The organism is Azospirillum humicireducens (genome assembly GCF_001639105.2).
Classification (GTDB): domain Bacteria; phylum Pseudomonadota; class Alphaproteobacteria; order Azospirillales; family Azospirillaceae; genus Azospirillum; species Azospirillum humicireducens.
In genome coordinates this window covers 131,434-155,905 of record NZ_CP028907.1, presented here as the reverse complement: position 1 = coordinate 155,905, position 24,472 = coordinate 131,434, and the positions used below count along the sequence as shown (strand labels likewise).

Below are 24,472 nucleotides of genomic sequence, written 5' to 3'. Positions count from 1 at the left end.
CTCAAGGCGTCAGCAGGCCGACCAGCCGCTCGGCCGCCGCGTCCACCTCCGCCGCCGTCGTGCCGCGGCCCAGGCCGAAGCGCAGGCTGGCATGGGCGTCGGCGGGGGAGAGGCCCAGCGCCAGCAGCACATGCGACGGCTCTCCCGCCCCGCTGTGGCAGGCGGAGCCGGTGGCGACCGCCAGATCCGGCAGATCCAGCAGCCGGTCGGCGGCGTCGATGCCGGGAACGGTGACGTTCAGGCAGCCGGCCAGCCCGTCTCCATCCTCTGCGGCCCCGTTCCGGCGGATGTCGGGCAATCCTTCGCGCAGCTGCCGCCACAGCCGCTCGCGCAGCGCCGCGATCCGGCGCGCATCCTCCTCCCGCCGCTCCCGTGCCAGCCGGCAGGCGGTCCCCAGCCCGACGCAGAGCGGTGTCGGCAGGGTTCCCGCCCGCATCCCGCGCTGCTGCCCGCCGCCGGCCGAGGCCGGAACCGGCCGGAATGGTTGGCGGACGATCAGCGCGCCGATCCCCATCGGCCCATACAGCTTGTGTCCCGACAGGCTCAGGGCATGCAGCCCCAGTGCGGCCATGTCGAGCGCCCGCGTGCCCAGCGTCTGCACTGCGTCGCTGTGCATGTGCGCGCCATGGCGGGCGGCGACCGCTGCCAGCTCCGCCAGCGGCTGGACCGTCCCCACCTCGTTGTTGGCGGCCATCACCGACACCAGCGCCGGCCCGGCCGTTTTCGCCAAGGCCCGCTCCAGCCCCGCCGGATCGACCCGTCCGGTGCCGTCCACCGCGAGAACCGCGACCGGATGGCCGCGCCGCCGCAGCTCCGGCAGGCAGCCCAGCACGCTGGCATGCTCAACCGCCGAGACGACGCAGCCTCCTCCCGGCGGTACCCCGCCGAGCAGAGCCAGCGCGTTCGCCTCGGTCGCGCCGGAGGTGAAGACCACCTCGCCCGGCTGCGCGCCGACCAGGGCGGCGACCTCCGCCTTCGCCTGCTCGATGGCGTCGGCGGCCCGCCAGCCGGCGGCATGGGCGGCATGCGGGTTGCCGGCGGCCTCAGGCCGCATCCAGGGCAGCATCGCCTCCAGCACCAGCGGGTCGAGCGGCGTCGAGGCCAGATGGTCGAGATAGATCATGGCGCAGTATCGCGCCATCCGCCGCGGAAGGGGAGGGGGTGCTACTGCGCCGGCTGCTCCGGCCGCTCCGCCGACTGGGCGGTTCCGCTGCCGCTGACGCGCCAGATGGCGTTTCCGACATCGTCGGCGACCAGCAGGGCGCCCTTGTTGTCCAGGATGACGCCGACCGGGCGGCCCTGCGCCTTGCCGTCCTTGTCGAGGAAGCCGGCCAGCACATCGACCGGCTCGCCTGCCGGCTTGCCGTCGCGGAAGGGCACGAAGATCACTTTGTAGCCGCTGGGCGGGTTGCGGTTCCAGGAACCGTGCTGGCCGATGAAGACGCCCTGCTGCAGGGATTGCGGCAACTCGCCCGGCCGCGAGAAGGCCAGCCCCAGCGAGGCGGTGTGCGGCCCCAGCGCATAGTCCGGCGGGATCGCCTTGGCGACCAGATCGGGGCGCTGCGGCTCCACCCGCCGGTCGACATGCTGGCCGTAATAGCTGTAGGGCCAGCCGTAGAAGCCGCCGTCCTTCACCGAGGTCATGTAGTCGGGAACGAGGTCGCTGCCGATCTCGTCGCGCTCGTTGACGGCGGTCCACAGGGCGCCGCTCGTCGGCTCCCAGTCCAGCCCGTTGGGATTGCGCAGGCCCGACGCGAAGATGCGGTGCGAGCGCGTCTTCAGGTCGATCTCCCAGATGGCGGCGCGGCCTTCCTCCGCCTCCATCCCATTCTCGGCCACATTGCTGTTTGAACCTGTGGTTGCATACAGCTTGGTGCCGTCGCGGCTGGCGACGATGTTCTTGGTCCAATGGTGGTTGATCGGCCCGCCCGGCAGATCGACGATCTTCTCCGGCTGGACCGCGATGCGTGTGTCGCCCGGCTTGTAGGGCACCTTCACCACCGCGTCGGTGTTGGCGATGTAGAGGTCGCCGCCGACCAGCGCCATGCCGAAGGGGGAGTTCAGCCCCTCCAGGAAGGTCTCGCGGACATCGGCCTTGCCGTCGCCGTCGCTGTCGCGCAGCAGGGTGATGCGGTTGGCGCTGGGCGTCTTGGCGCCGGCCTTGCCCATCACCAGCCCCATCACCCAGCCCTTGATGCCCGTGCCGTCCTCCGGCTTGGGCGGGGCGTTGGTCTCGGCCACCAGCACGTCGCCGTTGGGCAGCGCCAGCATCCAGCGCGGATGGTCCAGCCCGCTGGCGAAGGCGGTGACGTTCAGCCCTTGCTGCGCCGCCGCCGGCTGCGCCCCCTGCGGCCAGCCGATGGCGTCGGCGATGTTCACCGTCGGGATCAGCGTGGATTTCGGCTCCGGCAGGGTTGGGTTGGGGCCGGTGCCGGCCGACACCGGCAAGGTCGCCTGCTCGCCGCAGCCGCCGAGCGGCAGGACCGCGACCGTGGCCAAAAGCATGAGGGCAAGCCGAGAGGAGCTGTGCATGCGCCGGAATCCCGCGTCTGTGGGCGTGGAGGGAGTACCCACGCTCAACCTCCGGGCGGGCGGATTGGTTCCGGCCAGATATCGGCTGCGGGCCGTCAGCCCCGACCGGTCAGTTCCCGCAACGCCGCGGCCAGGGCGGCCGCCAGCTTTGCGCCGTCGCACAGCGGCCCACCGGCCATGCGGGCGCGGACACTGCTGCGCAGCTCCGCCAGCCGCTGCGGGTCGGAGGCCAGGGCGACGGCACGCTCCACGTAATCGTCCGGGTCGGCGGCGATGCAGCCCTCCACCCCCGCCACCGTCAGGAAGGCCAGCGAATGGCGGCTGGAGAAGGTCTCCCCCGGCAGGGTGATGACCGGCACGCCCATCCACAGCGTCTCCAGCGTCGTGGTGCTGCCGGCGAAGGGGAAGGGGTCGAGCGCCACGTCCACCGAGGCGCACCAGCGCATATGGTCGAGGCTGCTGCTGGCGCCGACCATCGTCACCCGGTCCGGGTCGATGCCGGCGGCGGCCAGCCGGTCGCGCCACAGCGCCGCGGTGGCGGGGCAGGACAGCGCCTTGGTCTTCATCAGCAGGCGCGAGTCCGGCATCCGGTCCAGGATCGCCGCCCAGGCCGCCAGCACCTCGCCGTTCAGCTTGGTCAGGATGTTGAAGCTGCCGAAGGTGACCGGCCCGCCGGACAGGCTGGGCGGCGGCATCAGCGGCAGGATCTCCTCGCCGGCCGGCGGGTCGTAGGCGATGAAGGCGTCGGGCATGCGCAGCACCCGCTCCGCATAGAAGCGGTCCATGCCGTCGGGCACATGGTGGCGGTCGGCGACCAGCGCATCCATCGCCGCCAGCCCGGTCGTCGCCATATAGCCCGACCATGCGACCTGCACCGGCGCCGGCTTGCGTGCGAACACGCCGGGCCGGCCGCGGGCATTGTGCCCGGCAAGGTCGATCAGCACGTCGGGCCGGTCATGGCGGATCTGGGTCGCGATCTCGGCATCGGTCAGGCCGGCAACCGGGATCCAGCGCGCCGCCGCCTTGCGGAAGCGTTCGGTGACGTCGTCGGCTTCCGTCTGGTTGGCGTAGAGCAGCAGCCGGACGTCCTGCGCCGGCAGCGCCTCCACCGTGCGCAGGGCGAACAGGCCGGCGGGGTGGCGGCGGAAGTCGCCGGACAGGATGGCGACGGTCAGCGGTCCCTTTCCCGCAGCAGCCCCCGCCCCCGCCCGCGAGGACCCGCGGCCGGGCTTGGCCCAGCGCCCGCGGTGCGGTGCGCCATGGACCGCATCCCAGTCCCGATGCGCCTCCAGCACCGCCGCCGCCGTCACCCCCGGCCGGAACAGCTGGAGATAGGCGAGGTTGGAGCGCACGTCGGCCAGGCCGGGATCGAGCGCCAGCGCCCGCCGGTTCCCGGCCTCCGCCGCGTCGAGCAGCCCCTGGCCCTGCCGCACCAGCGCCAGATTGGCATGCGCCTCCGCCAGCGCCGGGTTCCAGGCCAGCGCCGCGGCATAGGCGTCGGCCGCGGCGCCCAGCCGGTCGGCGCGCTGGCGCACCTCCCCCAGCCGCAGCAGGGTGTCGGACAGCTCTGGCCGGGACGCCACGGCATGGCGGGCCGCCCGCTCCGCCCCCTCCCGGTCCCCCAGCGCCAGCTTCGCCGCCGCGAGGTTGGCGAGTGCGGCCGCATGGTCGGGGCGCAGCGCCAGCGCGCGGGCCAGTTCAGCCGCCGCCTCCTGCGGCCGGCCCAGCGCCAGCAGCAGCACGCCGCGGTTGGCATGCGCCTCGACGAAGCCGGGATCGTCGGCGGTGGCCGCGCGGTAGGCGTCGTCGGCCTCCGCCCGGCGCCCCAGCGCCGCCAGCACATTGCCCAGGTTGAAGCGGGCGCGGGCATAGCCGGGGCGCCGCGCCGCCGCCTGCCGGAAGGCGGTTGCCGCCTCCTCCAGCCGTCCCAGCGCCTCCAGCGCGTTGCCCATGTTGTAGAGTGCCTGGGCGAAGTCGGGCCGCAGCCGGATCGCCAGCCGGTGGGCGGCCACCGCCTCCTCCAGCCGGCCGAGCGCCTTCAGCGCGCTGCCGAGATTGTCGTGATAGTCGGCGACCCGGTGGTTGTGCTGGATGGCGCCGCGGATCAGCGGGACCGCACGCTCCGGCTGGCCCGACTGCAGATGGACCACGCCCAGCAGATGGGCGGCGTCGGCATGGCCGGGCATGGCGTCCAGCACGGCATGGTACATGGCCGCCGCCTCGTTCAGCCGGCCTGCCTGATGATGCGCCACCGCGGCAGCCATCGCGTCCTGGATCGTCGCCATGCCGACCGTCATACCGGTTGCAGGAGGCCTGCGCCAGCGGATTCCCAGCCACCGGCGCCGGGGCGACGGCTTTCAACACTTGACCCGGCGGGCTGGGGCGGTCAGCTTGCCGGCCGTATACAGCTCCGGCCGAACTCCATGAACCGACTGCAACGGTACCTGTTCCGCAACCTGCTGATCGCCACCCTCTATTCGACGGCGGGCCTGACTCTGACCATCTGGCTCAGCCAGTCGCTGCGCCTGATCGAGATCGTGGTCAGCGCCGGCGCGCCGATGGGCATGTTCCTATGGCTGCTGCTGCTGACGGTGCCGACCTTCCTCGGCATCGTCCTGCCGCTGGCGCTGGTCGGCGCGATCCTGTTCACCTACAACAAGATGGCGACCGACAGCGAACTGGTGGTGATGCGCGCGGCCGGCGTCGGCCCGCTGTCGCTGTCGCAGCCGGCGCTGGTGCTGGCGGTCGGGGTGATGGCCGTCGTCTTCACCCTGAATGTCTGGATCACCCCCGCCGCCCACCGCGAGCTGGTGCGGATGGAATACACGGTGCGCAGCGACTATTCGCAGCTGTTCCTGCGCGAAGGCGTGTTCAACGAGGTCGGCGACCATTTCAGCGTCTTCCTGCGCGACCGCGACGCCGACGGCAACCTGCACAAGGTGCTGATCCATGACGGGCGCCAGCCGGACAAGCCGGTGACGATCATGGGCGACCGCGCAGTGATGCAGACCGGGCCGGAGGGCACGCGCTTCGTCGTCTATGACGGCAACCGGCAGGAGCTGGACCGCAAGACCAACCGGTTGTCGCAGCTGTTCTTCGACCGCTACGCCGTGGACCTGAAGGCGGTTGCGCCGCAGGCGGCGGAACGCTGGCCCGACGCGCGCGAGCGCAGCACGGCGGAGCTGATGTCGGGCGACGTGCCGGCGCAGGACGACCGCATGCGCCGCGGCCTGATCGCGGAACTGCACCACCGCTTCTCCTCGCCGCTGCTTGCCCTGACCTATGCCCTGGTGGCGCTGTCGGCGCTGCTGTCCGGCGAGTTCAACCGGCGCGGCCAATCCTCCCGCGTGACCATCGCCGTCCTGCTGGTGATGGGGCTGCAGGCGGGGGCGCTGGGCCTGACCAGCCTCGCCGGCAAGGCGACCGTCTTCGTGCCGCTGATGTACGTCATGCCGCTGGTCATGCTGCTGCCGGCGCTGTGGGTGATGTCCCGCGGGCTGACGTTGCGGTCGGGGCGCCGGCATTCCGCCGGGGAAGCCTCCGCGGACGCCGCCGGCCGCGCGTCATGAGCCGCATCCTGTTCATCACCTCCAACCGGCTGGGCGACGCCGTGCTGTCCACCGGGCTGCTCGACCACCTGACCCGTGCCTATCCGGATGCGCGGCTGACCATCGCCTGTGGACCGCTGCCGGCGCCGCTGTTCCGCTCCGTGCCGGGGCTGGAGCGGCTGATTCCGCTGGCGAAGCGCTCCTACGCCCGGCATTGGCTGCGGCTGTGGCTGGAGTGCGTCGGCACCCGCTGGGATCTGGTGCTGGACCTGCGCAACTCGGCGGTCGGGCGGCTGGTGCCGGCCCGCCGGCGGGTCTTCCACGCCAAGCCGCCCCGCCCGATGCACAAGGTGGAGGAGAATGCCGCCCTCCTCGGCCTGTCGCCGCCGCCGGCCCCGCGCCTGTGGATCGACGACGCGGCGCGGCGGCAGGCCGACGCCCTGATCCCCGCCGGGACCGGGCCGTTCCTGGCGATCGGGCCGACCGCCAACTGGCTGGGCAAGGAATGGCCGGCCGACCGCTTCGCCCGGCTGGCGCTCAGGCTGACGGGGGAAGGGGGCGCGCTGGCGGGCGCCCGCGTGGCCGTGCTGGCCGCCGGGCCGGAGCGGGAGCGGGCAAAGCCCGTTCTCGACGCGCTGGGCGACCGCGCCATCGACCTGACCGGCCGCACCGATCCGATGGCGGCGGCGGCCTGCCTGGAGCGCGCCTCCCTCTATGTCGGCAACGACAGCGGGCTGATGCACATCGCGGCGGCGGCCGGGGTGCCGACGGTCGGCCTGTTCGGTCCCGGCTATCCCGCCGTCTACGGCCCGTGGGGGCCGCAGGGGCGGGTGGTGGTCAGCGAGGTTCCCCAGGCGGATCTGCTGGCCCGCGTCGCCGCCGATCCCAAGGACTACGGACTGATGGACGGCATCGCCGAGGAGCGGGTGGCGCAGGTCGCCGCTTCGCTCCTGGCTGAATCGAAAGGACCCTGTGACCAGTTTGCGGTGAACCCTGACAGCGTGGCCGAACTACCCCCGTTGCGTTGACAAATCCAGCCGGATAACCGACACTTCGGCGACTATGCATAGGGGCAACTCCGCCCCAACAGGATGGGCTTACCCCCGAGGGTTTGGAATGAAGCCGACTCCCACCTACGCCAACAAGCCGACCTCGGACAATCCGCGCGACGTCGAGGCTTGGGCCCTGGCGGAAGCGGCGCGCCGCATCATCGCCGCCAGCCATGCCAAGGACGAGAAGGCCTTCCGCGAGGCTCTTCAGCTGAACCAGCGTCTGTGGACCATCTTCCAGGCGGCGATCACCGAGGAGGATTGCGGCCATCCGCCGGAGGTCCGCACGAACATCGCGGCCCTGTCGCTGCTGGTCGACCGCGAAACCACCAACCGTCTGATCGACCTGGATTTCGGCAAGATCGACACGCTGGTCAACATCAACCGCAACGTCGCCAGCGGCCTGACCGCCCAGGGCCAGTTCATCGCCGCCCAGCAGGCGACCCAGCCCCATGCCGGGACGCCTCAGGCCGCCGCTCCGCAGGCTCCGGCCGCTCCCCCGGCCGGCGCTCCGGCACCGGGTCAGCCGCCCGCCGGCCTGCGTCCCGCCGCGCCGCCGCGCCCGATGACCACGCCCGACGCCGCCCCGGTCAACCGGGAATCCCTGCGCATCTCGATCTGACCGGCATCCGGACGACATGGAAAAGGCCGGCGCTCCCATGGGGCGCCGGCCTTTTTGTTGTGTTCAGTCCGCGTTCATGCAATTTCGGAACTCTCCTCGTCCGTCATCCCCGCTTTCGCGGGGATGACGGCTGGTAAAATCGCAGCCCGATACTGCCCTCACTCCGCCGGAATCTCGCGTTCCAGCTCCTCCAGCCAGATGCGGGCGTTGCCGTCGGACGGGGCGCGCCAGTCGCCGCGCGGGGAGAGGGAGCCGCCGGCCGTCACCTTCGGCCCGTTCGGCATGGCCGAGCGCTTGAACTGGCTGAGGCCGAAGAAGCGGCGCAGGAACACGCGCAGCCAGTCGCGGATCTCCGCCGGGCTGTAGGCGCGGCGCTTCTCCAGCGGATAACCCGCCGGCCAGTCGCCCTTTTCGACGTCGGCCCAGGCATGGCGGGCCAAAAAGGCGATCTTCGACGGGCGGAAGCCGTAGCGCAGCACGTAGAACAGGTTGAAGTCCTGCAAATCATACGGCCCGACCACGGATTCGGAGCTCTGCAGCGCCTTGTCCGACCCTGCCGGCACCAGCTCCGGCGAGATCTCCGTCTTCAGGATGGCATCCAACGTCTCCGACACCTCCTGCTGGAACTGGCCGGTGCGGCCGACCCAGCGGATCAGGTGCTGGATCAGCGTCTTCGGCACCCCGGCATTGACGTTGTAGTGGGACATCTGGTCGCCGACGCCGTAGGTGCACCAGCCCAGCGCCAGTTCCGACAGGTCGCCGGTGCCCAGCACGATGCCGTTGTGGTGGTTGGCGAGCCGGAACAGGTAATCGGTGCGCAGGCCGGCCTGCACATTCTCGAAGGTGATGTCATACACCGCCTCGCCGTTGGCGAAGGGGTGGTCCATGTCCTTGAGCATCTGGTTGGCGGCGGGCCGGATGTCGAGTTCCTTGGCGGTCACTCCCAGCGCCGTCATCAGCCGCCAGGCATTGGACCTGGTGCCCTCGCTGGTGCCGAATCCGGGCATGGTGTAGGCGAGGATGCCCGTGCGCGGCAGGCCCAGCCGGTCCATGGCGCGGGCGGCGACGATCAGCGCATGGGTGCTGTCCAGCCCGCCCGACACGCCGATCACCAGCTTCCCGATGCCGGCCGCGCGCAGCCGCTGCACCAGCCCGGCGACCTGGATGTTGTAGGCTTCGTAGCAGTCCTGCTCCAGCCGTTCGCTGCTGGCCGGGACGAAGGGCAGGCGCGGCACCACGCGCAGCAGCCCGACATCCTCCTCCGGCGCGTCCAGCCGGAAGGCGACGGTGCGGAAGCCGCCGGCGGCGGAGCCGTGCAGGCGCCGGTTGTCGTCGAAGGTGCCCTGGCGCAGCCGTTCCTGCCGCAGCAGGTCCAGATCCACGTCGGCGACCGCCATCTGGGCGCCGTCGGGGAAGCGGTCGGTCTCCGCCAGCATCTCGCCATTCTCGAAGATCGAGGTCTGGCCGTCCCAGGCGAGGTCGGTGGTCGATTCCCCCGTCCCGGCCGACGAATAGAGATAGGCCGCCAGACAGCGCGCCGACTGCGATTTCGCCAGCAGCCGGCGGGTGTCGGCCTTGCCGATGGTGATGTTGCTGGCCGACAGGTTGGCCAGAACGGTGGCACCGGCCAGCGCCGCCATGGTGCTGGGCGGGGCCGGCACCCACAGATCCTCGCAGATCTCGGCATGCACGACCAGCCCTGGCTGATCCTCGGCCGAGAACAGCAGGTCGGGGCCGAAGGGGGCGGTCAGGTCGCCGATGCGGATTGTCCCGCCGTCGGTGCCGGTGCCAGACGCGAACTGCCGCCGTTCGTAGAATTCCCGGTAGTTCGGCAGATGCTGCTTCGGCACCACGCCCAGCAGCTCGCCGCGGTGGATCGCCACCGCGGTGTTGTAGAGCCGCCCGTCATACGGCAGCGGTGCGCCGACCAGCAGCAGCGGCATCAGCCCGACCGAGGCCTGCACCAGATCCAGGATCGCCTGCTCCACCGCGTCGATCAGCGGGTCCTGCATCAGCAGATCGTCGATGGCATAGCCGGACAGCGCCAGTTCCGGGAACAGCGCCACCGCCACCGACTTGTCGTGGCAGGCGCGCGCCGCCTCCAGGATGGCCGCGGCGTTGGCCGCGGGGTCCGCCGGGGTGCAGCGCGTCGTGCAGGCGGCCACCCGCGCGAACCCGTGCCGATAGATCGAGGTGAAGCTCATGACCCGTCCCTGCTGCCCTGCCTGTCCCTGCTGCACCACGATAGGGTGCCGGGGAAGGAACCATAGCAGGAAATTCGCCCGCGTCAGTCCTGACGGAACCCGGTGAAACGCGTGAAGGCTTCCGCCGGCTCGCGTTCGGTCGGGAAATTGTTCTCCGGCGCCGACCAGTCGGCATGGCCCAGCGCCATGCCGCTGGCGATGATCTCGCTATCGGGCAGCCCCAGATGGCGGGCGGTGATGGCGTGGCGGTAGCAGAAGGCCGCCTGCGGGCAGGTCTCCAGCCCGAAGCCGCGGGCGACGATCATGACATTCTGCATGAACATGCCGAGGTCGAGCCAGGCGCCCTTACCCATGTCGCGGTCGATGGTGAAGAACAGCCCGACCGGCGCCCCGAAGAACAGCCAGTTGCGGCCATGTTGCCGCGCCATCCGTTCGCGGTCGCCCTTGCCGATGCCGAGCGAGCCGTACAGCGCCCAGCCCACCGCCCGCCGCCGGCCCACATAGGGCTCGCGCCAGCTTTCCGGGTAATAGGGATATTCCGGCACCTCCGGCTCGCCCGCCTCATGGGCGGCCAGCAGCTCGGCCGACAGGGCGGCGCGCGCCTCCCCGGCGATGGCATGCACCTTCCAGGGCTGCATGTTGGAACCGCTCGGCGCCCGCGCGGCAAGGTCGAGGATGCGCAGCACCGTCTCCCGCTCCACCGGCGTGGCCAAAAAGGCGCGGACGCTGCGCCGGCCGGCGACGGCGTCCAGCGCGGAGAGAGGGGGGGGGAGGGGAGGGGTGTCGCTCATATCGCCTCCTCGATCCCCGCCTCCACCACCGGCTCGTGGTGGATCGGGAAGTTGACGGAGCGGGCGATGAAGCATTTGTCTGCCACGTCATGGTGCAGGGCCAGCGCCTTCTCGGCATCCGAACCCGGCGCCAGCGTCACCCGCGGCCGCAGCACGATGGCGGCGAACTGGCCGGCCCCATCGGGTTCCTCGACCATCACCCCTTCCGCCTCGTCGCTGTAGGCGGTTACGGTGATGCCGGCTGCCGAACAGAGATGCAGGTACCAGAGCTGGTGGCAGGCGGACACCGACGCGACCAGCATCTCCTCCGGATTCCAGCGCGCGGGATCGCCACGGAAGGCCGGGTCGGAGGAGCCGGGGATCGTCGGCTTGGTTCCGGTGTTGAGGATGTGGTCGCGGCTGTAGGACCGGTAACTCGACGTGCCGGTGCCGAGATTGCCGGTCCAGTCGAGACGGACCGTGTAACGGTGTTCCTTGTTCGCCATGGTCCTCTCCTCTTCTATTGCATCACCACCATCAGAAGCGCCGGCAGCGCCAGGAAGGCCATGGCGGTGGAGCCCAGCACCATGCCCGCCACATCCTCCGGCGCATTGCCGTAACGCAGTGCCCAGAGATAGTTGAAGACCGCCACCGGCATGGAGCTCTGCACCAGAACCACGCCGCGTGCCGCCCCGGTCAGCCCCATCGCCCAGGCCACCAGCAGCCCCATGGCGAAGCCGGCGGACAGCCGGAAGGCCGACATCGACAGCGCCCGCACCGCCCCCGACAGTTGCAGGGTCGACAGCGCCACCCCCAGCGAGAACAGCATCAGCGGCACCGCGCAGTTGCCCAGCAGCGTGGTGGTGTTGCCGATCCAGGCAGGCAGGGGAAGCCCGGCCAGCTGGATCGCCACCGCCAGCGCCACCGCATAGATCGTCGGCGTGCGCACCATCTGCCCCAGGTCGAAGCGCCCGGCCGCCAGCGCCGGCCCCAGCGTGAACTGCCCCACCGACATCACCGCGTAGAACAGCACGGCAAGGCTGAGCCCGGCCTCGCCGAAGGCGAAGAGGCACAGAGGCAGCCCCAGATTTCCCGCATTGGGAAAGGCCATCGCCGGCACATAGACCCGGAGCGGCAGCCGCGCCGCCAGCAGCACCGGCACCGACGCCAGCGCGGTCAGCGCCATGCAGGCCGCCGCCGCCGCCGCAATCTCCGCCATCACATCGGCCGACAGGTGCAGCCGGGTCAGCGCCGAGAAGACCAGGCAGGGCGACGATACGTTGACCGCAAAGGCGGTGATGAAGGCGCTGTCGTAGGGGAGCCGGGCGCGCGTCCAGCCATAACCCAGCGCCGCCACCGCGAAGACGGGGGCCAGCACGGCGAAGGCTTCGGACAGAAGGGAGAGGGTGGGCATGCGACCGCTGGCCAAGTGGACGGCCCGCCACGATGACGGCATTCCGATCCTGCGTCATCCCCCCAGGCCCACGCTTCGGCGCAGACCAGCCGCGCGCCGGTGGCAATCGCCGGAGATTCCCTCCGATTCGCCGGTCCGTCCGATGGCGCATTGCGCGTCCACGGCGCCATACGCCCGTAGGGTGACGGCAATGCCATGGTGTGGACTGCATTTTCGCAATCTTTATCGAAAGCAGGTAACGATTTGTAACGATGCTTGAGCCATAAGGGGGCACCCACTATGGTGCAATGGCCTCAATCTGCGGACCAGTATGACGAATTTGTCCGGCGCCAAGACTGTTGTTCGTCCTTTGAACAACAAGGCGCAGCAATCCTCGCGACAGCCGAACCTGAACAGCCGCCGGTTATCGCTGCGTTCTGTCCTGCTTTGGATTCTCTTGTTGCTGTCGGCAGGTTTGTTTCTTGCGCTCGCGGCTTTGCCCGTCGGACGATTTGCCAGTGCAGCGATTTCGGCCGGCGTCGTGGCGGCGGCCTTCGTGTTGGGACGCTTCGCCCAGCGCTTCTGGCATGCCCGCACGCTGACCGTGCTGCTCCTGGCCTTCGTCACCTTCCGCTACTTCTTCTGGCGCCTCACCGGCACCTTGCCCCCGGTGGACGATCTGGTGAACTTCATTCCCGGCGTCACCCTGTTCGCGGCCGAAGCACTGTCCTTCGTACTGTTCCTGACTTCGCTGTTCGTCATCATCGATCCCATCGCCCGCGAACCGTCGGAGCCGACGGGCGATCCGGCCTCCTGGCCCAGCGTCGACGTCTACATCCCCTCCTACAACGAGGAGCCGGAGCTGCTGGAGACGACGCTGGCCGCCGCCGTCTGCATCGACTACCCGCGCGACAAGCTGACCGTCTATCTGCTGGACGACGGCGGCACCGACCAGAAGCTGGCCCAGGCCAACCCCGAACTGGCCGCTGCGGCTTCGGCCCGGCGCGAGACGCTGATGGCGTTGTGCGAGCGGTTGCATGTCACCTACATGACCCGGCCGCGCAACGAGCATGCGAAGGCCGGCAACATCAACCACGCCTTCCAGAAGACGTCGGGCGATCTCGTGCTGATCCTGGACGCCGACCATGTCCCGACGGTGGGCATCCTCAAGGCGACGGTCGGCTTCTTCCAGCAGGACGCCGGGCTGTTCCTGGTCCAGACGCCGCATTTCTTCGTCAATCCCGACCCGGTCGAATACAACCTCGGCACCTTCGAGCGGATGCCGAGCGAGAACGAGATGTTCTACTACTCGATCCAGCCGGGGCTCGACCGTTGGAACGGTTCCTTCTTCTGCGGGTCCGCCGCCATCCTGCGCCGCGCGGCGCTGGAGGAGGTCGGCGGCTTCAGCGGCGATACGGTGACGGAGGATTGCGAGACCGCGCTGGAGCTGCATGCGCGCGGCTGGCGCAGCGTCTATCTGCCGCGCCCGCTGATCGCCGGGCTGCAGCCGGAGACCTTCGACAGCTTCATCGCCCAGCGGTCGCGCTGGACCCAGGGCATGATCCAGCTGTTCCTCTTGAAGAATCCACTGTTCAAGCGGGGTCTGACCATCGCCCAGCGGCTCTGCTACACCAGCACGATGCTGTACTGGTTCTTCTGGTTCTGGCGGCCGATCTTCCTGCTGTCGCCCTTGTGCTATGCCCTGTTCGGGCTGGAGATCTACCGCATCAACCTGCCGGACTTCGCCTGCTTCGTCATCCCGCACGTCTTCGCCGCCGCCTTCCTGTCGCAGTTCCTGCACGGGCGGATGCGCTGGCCGCTGTTCTCGGAGCTCTACGAGTATCTGCAGTCCTTCCACGTCTCGCGCGCGGCGCTGGCCACCCTGATCCGTCCGCGCGACCCGGTGTTCAAGGTCACCGCCAAGGGCCAGTCGGTGGAGGAGGACGGCTTCTCGCCCCTGGCCACGCCCTTCATCGTCACCACGCTGCTGCTGGCCGCCGGTCTGGCCGCCTGCGCGTGGCGCTATTCCATCTTTCCGGAACACCGGGCCGCCATCGTCCCGGTGGCTGTGTGGTGTTCGCTGAGCTTCCTGCTGGCGCTCGGCGGTCTCGCCGTCGTCTATGAACGCAAGCGTGTCCGCCGGCAGGAGCGCTTCACCGTCGACCGTCCCGCCGTGCTGAAGCTCGCGGACGGGACCGGCATCGACGTGACCGTCGCCGACGTGTCGGCCGGCGGCGTCGGCCTGCTGGTCGATCCGAAATGGCGCGACGACATCGCCCGGCCGGACCAGACGCCGGTCCTGACCATCACGGCGACGGAGACGGAGGCGGCGACCACCACCGGCGTGCGCATTTTCCGCATCGAGATGCGCAACGGCGATCTGGCGGTCGGCGCCGGCTTCGCCCCGCGCAACCGCCAGGACATCGTCGAGATGGCACGTTTCGTCTTCGGCAACAGCGTCGGCTGGGACGTCTTCCTCGACCGCAAGCGGGTGGCCGCCCCGACCTTCTTCGGCGGGCTGCTGTTCTTCGCCACGCGGGTTGTGCCGCGGCTGGGGCATGTCCTGCTGGCATTGCCGGGCGCCTTGCGGCGCATCCTGAGCTTCCAGGCGCCGTAACGGCCATGGCGCGTGTTTCCACCCATACCGGCGGCCCTCTGGCCGTCGATCGCCGCACCGTCCGGGGCCTTCTCGCCCTGCTGACCCTCTGCCTTGCGCTCTTGACCGGCTGGGCGGCGCCGGCCCAGGCCGTGGACCGGCGGGTGATCCCGCTGTCCAACCTGCGCGACGGCCAGCCGGAGGTCACCCTGCATGGCGAGACGGAGACGGTGGCCCTGCGCGCCGTGCTGCCGCCGGTGGTCGGCCTGACCTCCGCCGTGCTGGCGCTGACCTACGAGAACGGCATCGACATCCTGCCCGAAAAGGGGGCGATGTCGGTCTACATCAACGGGTCTCCGGTGGCCGACCTGCCGCTGTCCGCCTTCCGCGGGCCGGTCAACGCCTCGATCACCCTGCCGGCCAGCCTGCTGCGGCCGGGCGAGAACCAGATCGTCTTCCAGACCAATGCGCAGCACCGCGCCATCTGCACGGTCCGCGGCACCTATGATCTGTGGGCGCGGGTGAACCTCGCCGCCTCGTCGCTGACGCTGGTGTCGGACGGCGGCGTTCCCGCCCCCGATCTCGCCATGGTCAGGCAATTGCTGGTCGCCGCCGACCGGGCGCGCGAACCGCTGGCCATCCTCCATCCCGGCAGCGAGATCGACGCCGACCATCTCGGCTGGGGTGCCATGGTGGCGCAGTCCTACGGCCTGCTGCTGGGCGACCAGACGCCGCGGGTGACGGCGGTCCCGGCGGTCAGGCCCGGCGCCTCCGGCCCGGCGCCGCTGGAATCCCTGCCCCTGCCCGGTGGCAAGAACCTGCTGATCGGCACCCGCGACCGCATCGCTCCCTTGCTGGGCGAGGCGCGGGCCGCCGCCATCACCGGCCCGTTCCTGGCCGTCTATCCGCTCCCCGGCCCCGGCGGCGGGGCCTTCGTCGCCGTTGCCTCCGGCCGCACGCAGCAGGAGGTGGACCAGGCGGTGATGCGGCTGTCCGACCTGTCCCGGCCGCTGCCGACCCAGACGGCCATGATCGTCACCGACGCGGCCCCGCCGGTCCCCCTGCAACAGCCGGCGGTGCAGGCGGAGGGGCGCTACCGCCTGTCGGAGCTGGGCTTCCAGACCGTCCAGCACAGCGGTTACCGCTATGCCGGGCGCGTCACCCTGACCCTGCCGACCGGCTTCGCCCCGGTCAGCGACCGCTCCATCCTGTTCCACGTCAACGGTGCGTTCGAGGGCAATCTCGGTCCGGGCGCGGTGCTGAACGTCCGGGTCAACGGCAAGTCGGCGGGCGCCATCGAGGTCGACAAGCGGTCCAGCGGCGTGATCGACAATGGCGAGATGCCGCTGCCGATGGCGATGTTCCGCCCCGGCCCCAACCTGATCGAGATGGAGGCGGAACTGCCGCCGGCCGGCGGCGCCGACTGCGTCTTTGCGGTGCGGCGCCCGACCTTCACCCTGCTCGACAGCTCCAGCATCGAGATTCCCGGCTTCGCCCGCCTCGTCACCTTGCCCAGCCTGGGCGGCTTCGCCAACACCGCCTATCCCTATGGCGGCATTGCCGGCGGGGAGCCGGCGCCCCCCTTCGACCTCGTCGTCGTCGGGCGGGAGCCCGCCTGGTTCGGCGCGGCCTGGAGCCTGACCGCCCGGCTGGCGCAGCGCGCGGGCGACCTGATGGCGGTGGTGCCCTACACCGGCTGGGACGCCGCGCCGGACCGCAACGCGCTGATCGTCGGCCCGGTCGCGGCCCTGCCGCAGGCCGCCTTCGCCTCCGCTCCCCTGCCCGCCGACCGTCTCGCCGGCCTGCTGGAGGCCGGATCCCTGATCGCCCAGGCCAGCGCGCGGGGCGAGCCGATGGCGGCCGCCGACCGCCGTGCCCTGGCCGACCGGCTGCGGCTGGGCTGGTCCGGCAGTGCCGTCCGTCCGGGCGCAGCCCGTCCCGGCACCGTGCCCTCCTCCTTCGGCATCGCCGGGACGGCGCAGGCGGCCGATGGCGGCGCCCAGAACCGCTGGCAGCGGATGGCCGGCGAGGCCAAGGACGGCTCCTCCGCCTCCGGCGGCTGGGTTCCCGACTGGGCGCGGCGCGTGATGGCAGCGGCGGGCCGCTACATCAACCATTGGACGGTGGAGAATGCGCCGGTCGACGTCGTCGCCCTGACCGAGAATGCCGACCAGCTGCCGGAGGCCGCCCTGCTGCAGTACCGGGCGCCGGGCGCCGATCCGCTGACCTGGACCCTGCTGACCGCGTCGGATCCGCGCTCCATCGACCGTGCCATGCGCAGCCTGGCGGAGGCCGGCCAGTGGGACAAGCTGCGCGGCGGCGGGGCGCTGTGGAGCAGCGCGGCCCCGGCCGTCACCACGCTGGAGGCGTCGAACCCCTACCAGATCATTCTCAATCCCTTTGACATCGGCAACCTGATCCTGATCCTTGCCCGCAACCTGTCCCAGCGGATCGAACTTCTGTTCGCCATGCTGCTGGGGACGGCGGTGGTGCTGACGGTCAGCATGCGTCTTCTGCTGAAGCATGGACATCGGGAACGGAGCGGGCCATGACCCCATCGCGGCGTGACATGCTGATCGGGACGGCATCCCTTGCATTGGCGGCCGCGGGTCTGGCGGCATCGCCGGCCGGCGCCCTGGCCGCCGCGCCCTTCGATGCGGCGGCATGGCGGCGCTATGCCGACCGCTTCCTGCAGCCGGACGGGCGGATCGTCGACACCGGCAACAAGGGCGTCAGCCACTCCGAAGGTCAGGGCTACGGCATGCTGCTGGCCGTGGCGGGCGGCGACCGCGCCGCCTTCGACCGGATGTGGAGTTGGACCCAGCGCACGCTGATGGTGCGCGGCGACGGGCTGGTGGCATGGCGCTGGACCCCCGACGGCGGCGTCACCGACCGCAACAACGCCTCCGACGGCGACATGCTGATCGCCTGGGCCCTGCTGCGCGCCGCCGAGCTGTGGAAGACGGAGGGCTACCGCACCGCCGCCCTCGCCATCGTCAAGGCGCTGGAGACCGGGCTGCTGGCGGAGCATGGCGGGCTGACCGTGCTGCTGCCGGGGCGCGACGGTTTCCGCAAGGGCGAAACGCTGGTCCTCAACCCCAGCTACTGGATCTTTCCGGCCATCCGTGCCTTTGCCGCCCTGCCCGGCGGAGAGCGCTGGGGCAAGGTGACCGATTCCGGGCTGGTCCTGCTGTCGAAGGCGCGTTTCGGCGGGTTCCAGCTGCCGCCGGACTGGATGGCGCTGGACGCCGCCGGCACCGTCACGGTCGCCGAGGGCTTCAGGAAGCAGTATGGCTACGATGCCGTGCGCGTGCCGCTCTATCTGGCTTGGGACGGCTACCGCGATCCCTATTATTTCCGTCCCTATGCCGATCTGGTGGCGAAGTTCGGCGGATCGGCGGTCCCCGCCACCGTCTCGTTGCCGGGGGGCACCACCACCCAGGTGGCGGCATCGGTCGGCATGCTCGCGGTCTATCGGCTGGCCTGCCGGCTTGCGGGCGCCGGCGACATGGTGACAGTGCCGCCGCTGGCGCCGGACGAGGACTATTACTCCACCACCCTGTTCCACCTCTCCGCGCTGGCGGCCCAGAGCCTGGGGATCGACCCGTGACCCGTCCCGTCCTGCTTCCGACCCTTCTTCTTGCCGGCATCGCCGCGCTCGGCGGCGGGAGCGATGCCTGGGCGCAGTCGCCCGGCGGCGGCCGTGCACTCGCCCCCGGCGTGAAGGTGGAGGTGGCGCCCGCCCCCGGCAGCGGCTCCGCCCCCGCCGCCGGCAAGGTGGACGAGACGGCGCTGCGCTATTACGCCCGCATCGGTGACGGCGAAAGGCTGGAGGCGGAGATCGCCCGCCTGCGCGCTCTCGATCCGACCTGGGAGCCGCCCAAGGACCTGTTCGCGCCGCAGCCTGCCACTCCCGGCGTGGACGAAAGCCCGTTCTGGACCCTGGTATCGGCAGGCAAGGTGGCGGAGGCGCGGGCCGCCATCGCCGAGCAGCGGCGCAAGTCTCCCTCCTGGCAGCCGTCGGACAAGCTGCTGCAGGAACTCGACCTTGCCGAGAGCGCCGGGCGCATCCGGTCCGCCAGCGACACCAAGCGCTGGCAGGATGTGGTGGACGCCGCCGCCGCCAACCCGGAGGCGGTGGCCTGCAACCGTCTGGACAATGCCTGGCGCCTTGCCGAGGCCTATGCCGAACTGAAGCAGGCCGACCGCGCCTTCGACACCTACAAGACCATCGTCACCAGCTGCCCCAAGGCCAAGGAACGGCGCGACACCATCTTCAAGGCATCGCGCTACCTCAGCCCCGAGCGGCTGCGCGAGCTGACGGCGCTGGGCGCCACCGCCAACCCGGCGACGGGGGAGGATTACTCCACCGTCCGCTCCGCCGAAGCCGAACTGGAGACCGGCCGCCTGCTGGAACGGCTGGGCGACCCCAAGGCCGGCGCCCTGTCCGCCGCCGACCTGTCGCGCGTCCAGGGCATCGTCCGCGACAAGCAGGACGCTGACGGCGCCATCGCGCTCGGCTGGTATTTCCAGAAGCGGAAGAACTTCGCGGAGGCGCAGAGCTGGTTCTCGCAGGCCAATGGCTGGGCACCGTCCGACCGCGCGGCGGAAGGGCTGGTGCTGGCCTACAACGGTTTGGGCGAGAAGGCGCAGGCACGCGCCGCCGCCGCGCCGTGGAAAGGCAAGTCGAACCGCGTCGACCAGGCATTGAAGGCGGTGGACCCGCCGCGCGGACCCGCCGGCGGCGGGCGGGGCGGTCCGCAGGGGCCGAGCGAGCTGGACCGGGCGCTGGCCCGCCAGGACTATGCCGCCTGCCTCGCCATCATCCGGGCCTCGATCGCCAGGAGCGGCCCGACCGCCGCCCTTCTGCAGCAGCGCGGCTGGTGCCTGCTGGAGCTGAAGCGCCCGTCGGAGGCCGAGGCCGCCTTCGTCGAGGCGCAGGCGCTGGCCGCGCGCGAGCCGGCGAAAGGAGGGGCATCGGCCGGCGCTGCGGCACCGCGCACCCCGTCCGCCGGCAGCCTGCCGCAGACGGCGACCCCGGCGCAGGAGAACGCCTATGGGCAGGCCATCGCCCGTCTGGCCACCGGCGACGTTGCCGGGCTGACCCGCGAGCTGCCGCGGGCCAACATGACCGCGGTCCAGAAGGCTGAAATCCGTGCCGCGCTGATGGCGACGGAGGCGAACCGGGCGCTGGAGGACAAGCGCTACAACGATGTGCTGCGCCTGCTCGATGCCCGCAAGGAGCTGGAACCGGAGCCGCGCAATCTCGGCATCCTGCGCGGCTGGGCGCTCTACAACCTGATGCGCTACGACGAGGCCTATGCCCAGTTCAAGGCGATCGACGACCGGCTGAGCACCGAGGAATCGCGCGAAGGCGTCACCACCACCTGGAAGACGATCTATCATGACTGGTAAGGCCATGACTGGTAAGGGAGCCCCCATGCGCGAGACTCCGATCTCCAGGACCGGCCGCAGGCGCACAATTGTGCTGGCGGCGCTGGCGGCGGCGACCCTGCTGACGTCCGGTTGCGCCGGCTGGGTGCGCGACAACCTGACCCAGGCGCCGACGCCATGGCGCCGCATCCAGCCCGCCGCATTGCCGGTGACCCTGCCGGACAGCCGCGATTTCCCCGTCGTCGCCGCCCGCATGCGCGACACCGGCACGGTCTACAAGAGCTACGTCGTGGCGCTGGGCAACCCCACGGTGCTGCCGGGCGAGAACCGCCTGACGGTGGACGTGCAGACCCTGCCCGACAGCCTGTTCGGCGCCCTGGTCCAGCCGCCGCGCGTCTTCCCGGTCCCGCTCTACACCATGGAGACGCTGACCGAGACGACGAAGCGCGAGTTCCCGGAGATGCGCATCAAGGTCGCCGACGGCGCCCGCCGCAACCGCTACGGCGATTACGACTACGTCACCGCCCAGGATGGCGAGAACAGCTGTGTCCTGGCCTGGCAGCTCATCACCGACCGCAAGCGCATTCTGCCGGAACGGATCGAGGCGGTGCGGCTCGATTACCGGGTCTGCGGCGTCGGCTCCAACATCCGCGCCCTGCTGGCCCCGTTCGAGGCGATGACGTTGACGTTGCCGGAAACCGTGCTTGAAGTGCAGGATTTGGGCGGACTGTAACCGGAGGTCGCGGGCGGGAGACAAGGTCTCGATTTTGCGATAATCATGGGCCGCCACTCACCGCCCCTGATTTCAGAGCCTGTCGCCGATGACCACCGTTACCGAAGCCCTTCGCCTTGCCGTCGGTCTGCACCAGGGCGGCCGTCTGGCCGAAGCGGCGGACATTTACCGGAAGATCATCCAGGCCGCGCCCGCGGTGGCCGATGCCTGGCATCTGCTGGGTGTGCTGCGTCACCAGTCCGGCGACTCCGGCGAAGCGGTGCGGCTGATCCGGCAGGCGATCGGACGGGACAGTCTCTGCGCCGCCTATCACGACAATCTCGGTTCGGCGCTGCGCGCCGCGGGAAAGCCCGGTCAGGCCGCCGGCCGTCACCGGGCCGCGCTGGCGATCGATCCGGGCTGGGTCAAGCCTTTCGGCAATCTGGCCGGCGCCTTGACCGATCTGGGCGACGGCGCTGCGGCGGCCGATGCCCTGCGCCGGGCTCTGCGCCTTTCCCCCGACACCGAATCCTATCTGCTTCGGCTCGGCGACTGTCTCTATTCCCAGGACCGGATCGGCGCGGCCGAGGAGGCATACCGGCGGCTGGACGCGCTTTATCCCGACCGTCCGGACTATCTGTACCGGCTGGGCCTCTGCCGGCTGGCGGAAAGCAGGCTGATGGCGTCCACCCTGGCCACCTCCGGCCGTCTGGTCGACCGCAAGGCGATGGGAGAGGCCGTCGCCGCCTTTGCCCGTGCCGCCGGCGGCGGTCATGCCGATGCCGGCAGGAACCTGTTCGGCACGGCGGTCGTCGCCCTTCAGAACGGGGTGATGGATGGCGGGATGCTGGGCCGGGTGGCGGAGGCCGGCCGGCGGCGGCTGTCGTCCGAACCGGGCGACAGCGTCGCGCTGTCCGTGGTCTGCTACGATCTGTACCGCCAGGGGCGTCTCGACGTCGCCCGCCGCTTTTTCCGGAAATTCGCGCGCCATTGGCCGGCACAGGCGGTCGCGGCCGATTTCGAGATGCTGCTGTGGACGATGGTGCGCAGCGAACCGGCCTTTTTCGAGCGGCTGCTCGCCGACCCGCCCACCCTGTTCGGCGATGCCGGCCGCCGCATGCCGGTTGCGCCGAGGACCGATGGCCGGCCGGTCCTGCTGGTAGGGTGCGACGACCTCTATTGGCGCAGATTCGGCTTCGCCTTCCTGCGGTCGGCGCGTGAGCGGGCGCCGTCCTGCGCCTTGCATGTCCATATCGTCAACCCGTCGGCGGAGACCGAAGCCGCGCTGTTGGAACCGGCTGGCACCGGCGGCGGCCCGCTGTCCGTCTCCTTCGAGTCCGCCGACCTCGGCGGGTTGCCCGACCCCGTGCGGCTGACCTATTACGCCTCCGCCCGCTTCGCGGTGACGCAGAGTCTTCTGCGGCGGCAGGTCGGGCCGGTGATCCAGGTCGATGTCGATGCGCTGCTGCTCGCCGATCCGGGCGCGGCGATGGCCGGCTGGCCGGGCTGGGATGTCGCGGTGATGCAGGACCGGCGCGGACGCGGCCCGACCCGCGATTTCCTTGCCGGCTTCCTGGCCTTCAACCGGACGCCGGCCGCGCAGCGCTACCTCGACCTCGTCGTCGCCTATATCGGCCGGCATTTCGACGAGGGGCGGGCCTTCTGGGGCCTGGATCAGGCGGCCCCCTTCTGCACCCACGACCATCTGGTCCGCAGCGGCGGCGCGCCGACCCTGATCCGCTTCGACTTCGAAGCCTTTCCCTTCCTGCACTTCCTGGAGAAGTGATCCGGCCTCACGCCGCCCGCGCCGTCTCCCGCAGCCGCAGCCGCTCCTCCAGCGCCCGCCAGCGCGGCTCGACCGCCTCGACCGCCCGCTGCTTGACCGGCCCGAAGCCGCGGATCTCCTGCGGCAGCGCGGCCAGTTCCACTGCGGTGGCGAGCCGGTCCGCCGACAGCCGGTCCGCGATCTCCGCCACCGTCGCCTCATAGCGGGCGACCAGCGCGCGCTCCATCCTGCGCTCCGCCGTATAGCCGAACGGGTCGAGGGCCGTCCCGCGCAGCCGTTTGCAAGCCGCCAGCCCGCGGAACACCGGCAGGATCCAGGCGCCGAGCGCCATCTTGCGCGGCTCGCCATGGCCGTTGGTGTCGCGCGCCAGCAGGGGAGGGGCGAGGTGGAAGACCGGCTTCCAATCCCCCTCGAACCGCTCCTCCAGGCTTTTGCGGAAAGCCGGATCGCTGTGCAGCCGGGCGACCTCATACTCGTCCTTGTAGGCCATCAGTTTGAAGGCGCTGCGCGCCACCGCCTCCGCCAGCGCGGTGGACCCCGGAGCCACGCGGCCCTCCGCCTGCCGCGCCCGCTCCACCAGCGCGCGGTAGCGCCCGGCATAGGCGCGGTCCTGATACGCCGCCAGGAAAGCCGCCCGCCGCTCCACGATGCCGGTGAGGTCAGTAGCCGGCGCCTCCTCCTCCGCCCCCAGCCCGGCCAGAACCTCCGGCCGGTGCGCGGCGAGGCGGCCGAAGGCGAAGGCGCGCAGGTTGGCGGCGACGCCGGTGCCGTTCAGCTCGATGGCGCGGGTCAGCGCCTCCAGCCCGACCGGCAGCAGCCCCTTCTGGAAGGCGACGCCCATCAGGAAGACGTTGGCGAGGATGCTGTCGCCGAACAGCGCCGTGACCACCCGGTTGGCGTCCACCACCTCGACCTGCTCGGCCCCCGCCGCCCGGCGCAGGCTGCGCAGCAGCGCCCCCGCATCCGGCAGCTTGGCGCCGTCGCGGGTGAAGGCCCCGGTCGGCGCCACATGGGCGTTGGCCACCACCCGCGTCCGCCCCAGCCGCACCGTCTTCAGCGCGTCGGGCGAGGCCGCGACCACCGTGTCGCAGGCCAGCACCAGCTGCGCCCGTTTCGGGTCGATCCGCGCCTGATGGAGCAGCGCCGCATCCCCCGCCACCCGCAGATAGCTGTAGACCGCGCCGCCCTTCTGCGCGAAGCCCATGAAATCCAGCACCGAGGACGCCTTGCCCTCCAGATGCGCCGCCATCGCCAGCACCGCGCCGATGGTGACGACCCCGGTGCCGCCGACCCCGACGATCAGGATCTCCGCCAGATCATCGACGGCGCCATAGCGCGGCAGCGGCAACGCCGCCAGATCGTCGGCGAAGCGCGCGGCGACCTTGTCCGGCTCCGGCTTGCGCAAGCGCCCGCCCACCACCGAGACGAAGCTGGGGCAGAAGCCGTCGGCGNCGATCTGCCGCTTCACCCCGAATTCGGTCTGTTTCGGCTGCACCGACAGGCAGTTCGACTTCTTGCCGCAGTCGCCGCAGCCTTCGCAGACCAGATCGTTGATGACCATCCGCCGCGCCGGGTCGGCCATGGTGCCGCGCTTGCGCCGCCGCCGCTTCTCCGCCGCGCAGGTCTGCTCATAGACGATGGCGGTGACGCCGGGAATGTCGCGCATCTCGCGCTGCACGGCGTCGAGGTCCTCGCGGTGATGCACCGTGGTGAAGGCCGCCAGCCCGGACCGGCTGTCATACTTCTCCGGCGCGTCGCTGACCACGGCGATGCGGGTGATGCCCTCCGCCGCCAGCTGGCGGGTGATGGCATCGACCGAGATCGGGCCGTCCACCGGCTGGCCGCCGGTCATGGCGACGGCGTCGT

At 70.8% G+C, this 24,472-nt stretch carries 16 protein-coding genes and 2 pseudogenes; 9 read left to right on the top strand and 9 right to left on the bottom strand.

Features of this window, described 5'->3' with window-relative positions:
- Position 1: 1 nt before the first annotated feature.
- The 3 genes from A6A40_RS27935 to A6A40_RS27925 all read right to left on the bottom strand — a co-directional run bounded on the left by A6A40_RS27935 (position 2) and on the right by A6A40_RS27925 (position 4,817).
- Complete coding sequence (locus tag A6A40_RS27935) at positions 2–1,123, bottom strand: cysteine desulfurase family protein (protein ID WP_108549106.1); 1,122 nt, start codon at positions 1,121–1,123, stop codon at positions 2–4.
- Positions 1,124–1,164: 41 nt separating this feature from the next.
- Positions 1,165–2,505: a PQQ-dependent sugar dehydrogenase gene (locus A6A40_RS27930; RefSeq protein WP_108549105.1), complete on the bottom strand. Its 1,341-nt coding sequence runs from the start codon at positions 2,503–2,505 to the stop codon at positions 1,165–1,167.
- A gap of 122 nt (positions 2,506–2,627) precedes the next feature.
- Entirely contained in the window at positions 2,628–4,817 is a 2,190-nt protein-coding gene (locus A6A40_RS27925) for an O-linked N-acetylglucosamine transferase, SPINDLY family protein (protein ID WP_236784106.1), read from the bottom strand.
- A 138-nt stretch (positions 4,818–4,955) separates the two neighbouring features.
- On the opposite strand from A6A40_RS27925, the gene lptF reads away from it, so the two are divergent.
- The 3 genes from lptF to A6A40_RS27910 all read left to right on the top strand — a co-directional run bounded on the left by lptF (position 4,956) and on the right by A6A40_RS27910 (position 7,751).
- Complete coding sequence (gene lptF, locus A6A40_RS27920) at positions 4,956–6,101, top strand: LPS export ABC transporter permease LptF (protein WP_108549103.1); 1,146 nt, start codon at positions 4,956–4,958, stop codon at positions 6,099–6,101.
- Positions 6,098–7,108, top strand: a complete 1,011-nt coding sequence (locus tag A6A40_RS27915) for a glycosyltransferase family 9 protein (RefSeq protein ID WP_108549102.1) — start codon at positions 6,098–6,100, stop codon at positions 7,106–7,108. Before lptF ends, A6A40_RS27915 begins: the two co-directional genes overlap by 4 nt.
- A gap of 88 nt (positions 7,109–7,196) precedes the next feature.
- A complete protein-coding gene (locus A6A40_RS27910) occupies positions 7,197–7,751 on the top strand; it encodes a flagellar biosynthesis regulator FlaF (protein ID WP_108549101.1) in 555 nt (184 codons plus the stop codon).
- Positions 7,752–7,909: 158 nt separating this feature from the next.
- Here A6A40_RS27910 and A6A40_RS27905 read toward each other — a convergent pair whose 3' ends face one another.
- The 4 genes from A6A40_RS27905 to A6A40_RS27890 all read right to left on the bottom strand — a co-directional run bounded on the left by A6A40_RS27905 (position 7,910) and on the right by A6A40_RS27890 (position 12,139).
- The gene (locus A6A40_RS27905; protein WP_108549100.1) at positions 7,910–9,955 is read right to left on the bottom strand and encodes an NAD(+) synthase; all 2,046 of its coding nucleotides are present in this window, start codon (positions 9,953–9,955) and stop codon (positions 7,910–7,912) included.
- Between the two features lie 83 nt (positions 9,956–10,038).
- Positions 10,039–10,746: a nitroreductase gene (locus A6A40_RS27900; protein WP_108549099.1), complete on the bottom strand. Its 708-nt coding sequence runs from the start codon at positions 10,744–10,746 to the stop codon at positions 10,039–10,041.
- Complete coding sequence (locus tag A6A40_RS27895) at positions 10,743–11,231, bottom strand: OsmC family protein (protein ID WP_108549098.1); 489 nt, start codon at positions 11,229–11,231, stop codon at positions 10,743–10,745. The genes A6A40_RS27900 and A6A40_RS27895 overlap by 4 nt, the downstream gene beginning before the upstream one ends.
- Positions 11,232–11,245: 14 nt before the next feature.
- Positions 11,246–12,139, bottom strand: a complete 894-nt coding sequence (locus A6A40_RS27890) for an AEC family transporter (RefSeq protein ID WP_108549097.1) — start codon at positions 12,137–12,139, stop codon at positions 11,246–11,248.
- A gap of 310 nt (positions 12,140–12,449) precedes the next feature.
- Between A6A40_RS27890 and bcsA the strand changes: the two genes are divergently transcribed.
- The 6 genes from bcsA (at position 12,450) to A6A40_RS27860 (ending at position 22,606) form a co-directional block, all read left to right on the top strand.
- Entirely contained in the window at positions 12,450–14,735 is a 2,286-nt protein-coding gene (bcsA, locus tag A6A40_RS27885) for a UDP-forming cellulose synthase catalytic subunit (RefSeq protein ID WP_108549096.1), read from the top strand.
- A gap of 5 nt (positions 14,736–14,740) precedes the next feature.
- Positions 14,741–17,266 carry a cellulose biosynthesis cyclic di-GMP-binding regulatory protein BcsB gene (locus A6A40_RS27880; RefSeq protein ID WP_108549095.1) on the top strand — a complete coding sequence of 842 codons (2,526 nt, stop codon included), beginning with the start codon at positions 14,741–14,743 and terminating at the stop codon, positions 17,264–17,266.
- Entirely contained in the window at positions 17,263–18,324 is a 1,062-nt protein-coding gene (locus A6A40_RS27875; RefSeq protein WP_108549094.1) for a family 8 glycosyl hydrolase, read from the top strand. Before A6A40_RS27880 ends, A6A40_RS27875 begins: the two co-directional genes overlap by 4 nt.
- Positions 18,321–20,129, top strand: coding sequence for a hypothetical protein (locus A6A40_RS27870; protein WP_108549093.1), 1,809 nt, complete (start codon positions 18,321–18,323; stop codon positions 20,127–20,129). Before A6A40_RS27875 ends, A6A40_RS27870 begins: the two co-directional genes overlap by 4 nt.
- 25 nt (positions 20,130–20,154) lie before the next feature.
- Entirely contained in the window at positions 20,155–20,841 is a 687-nt protein-coding gene (gene bcsN, locus A6A40_RS27865) for a cellulose biosynthesis protein BcsN (RefSeq protein WP_108549092.1), read from the top strand.
- 88 nt (positions 20,842–20,929) lie between these two features.
- Positions 20,930–22,606, top strand: coding sequence for a tetratricopeptide repeat protein (locus A6A40_RS27860; protein ID WP_108549091.1), 1,677 nt, complete (start codon positions 20,930–20,932; stop codon positions 22,604–22,606).
- A gap of 7 nt (positions 22,607–22,613) precedes the next feature.
- On the opposite strand, the pseudogene A6A40_RS32010 reads toward A6A40_RS27860, so the two are convergent.
- Positions 22,614–24,057 (bottom strand): annotated as a pseudogene (locus tag A6A40_RS32010) (DUF6537 domain-containing protein); the annotation flags it as partial.
- A 1-nt stretch (position 24,058) separates the two neighbouring features.
- Positions 24,059–24,472: pseudogene (locus A6A40_RS32005) on the bottom strand (indolepyruvate ferredoxin oxidoreductase family protein); the annotation flags it as partial.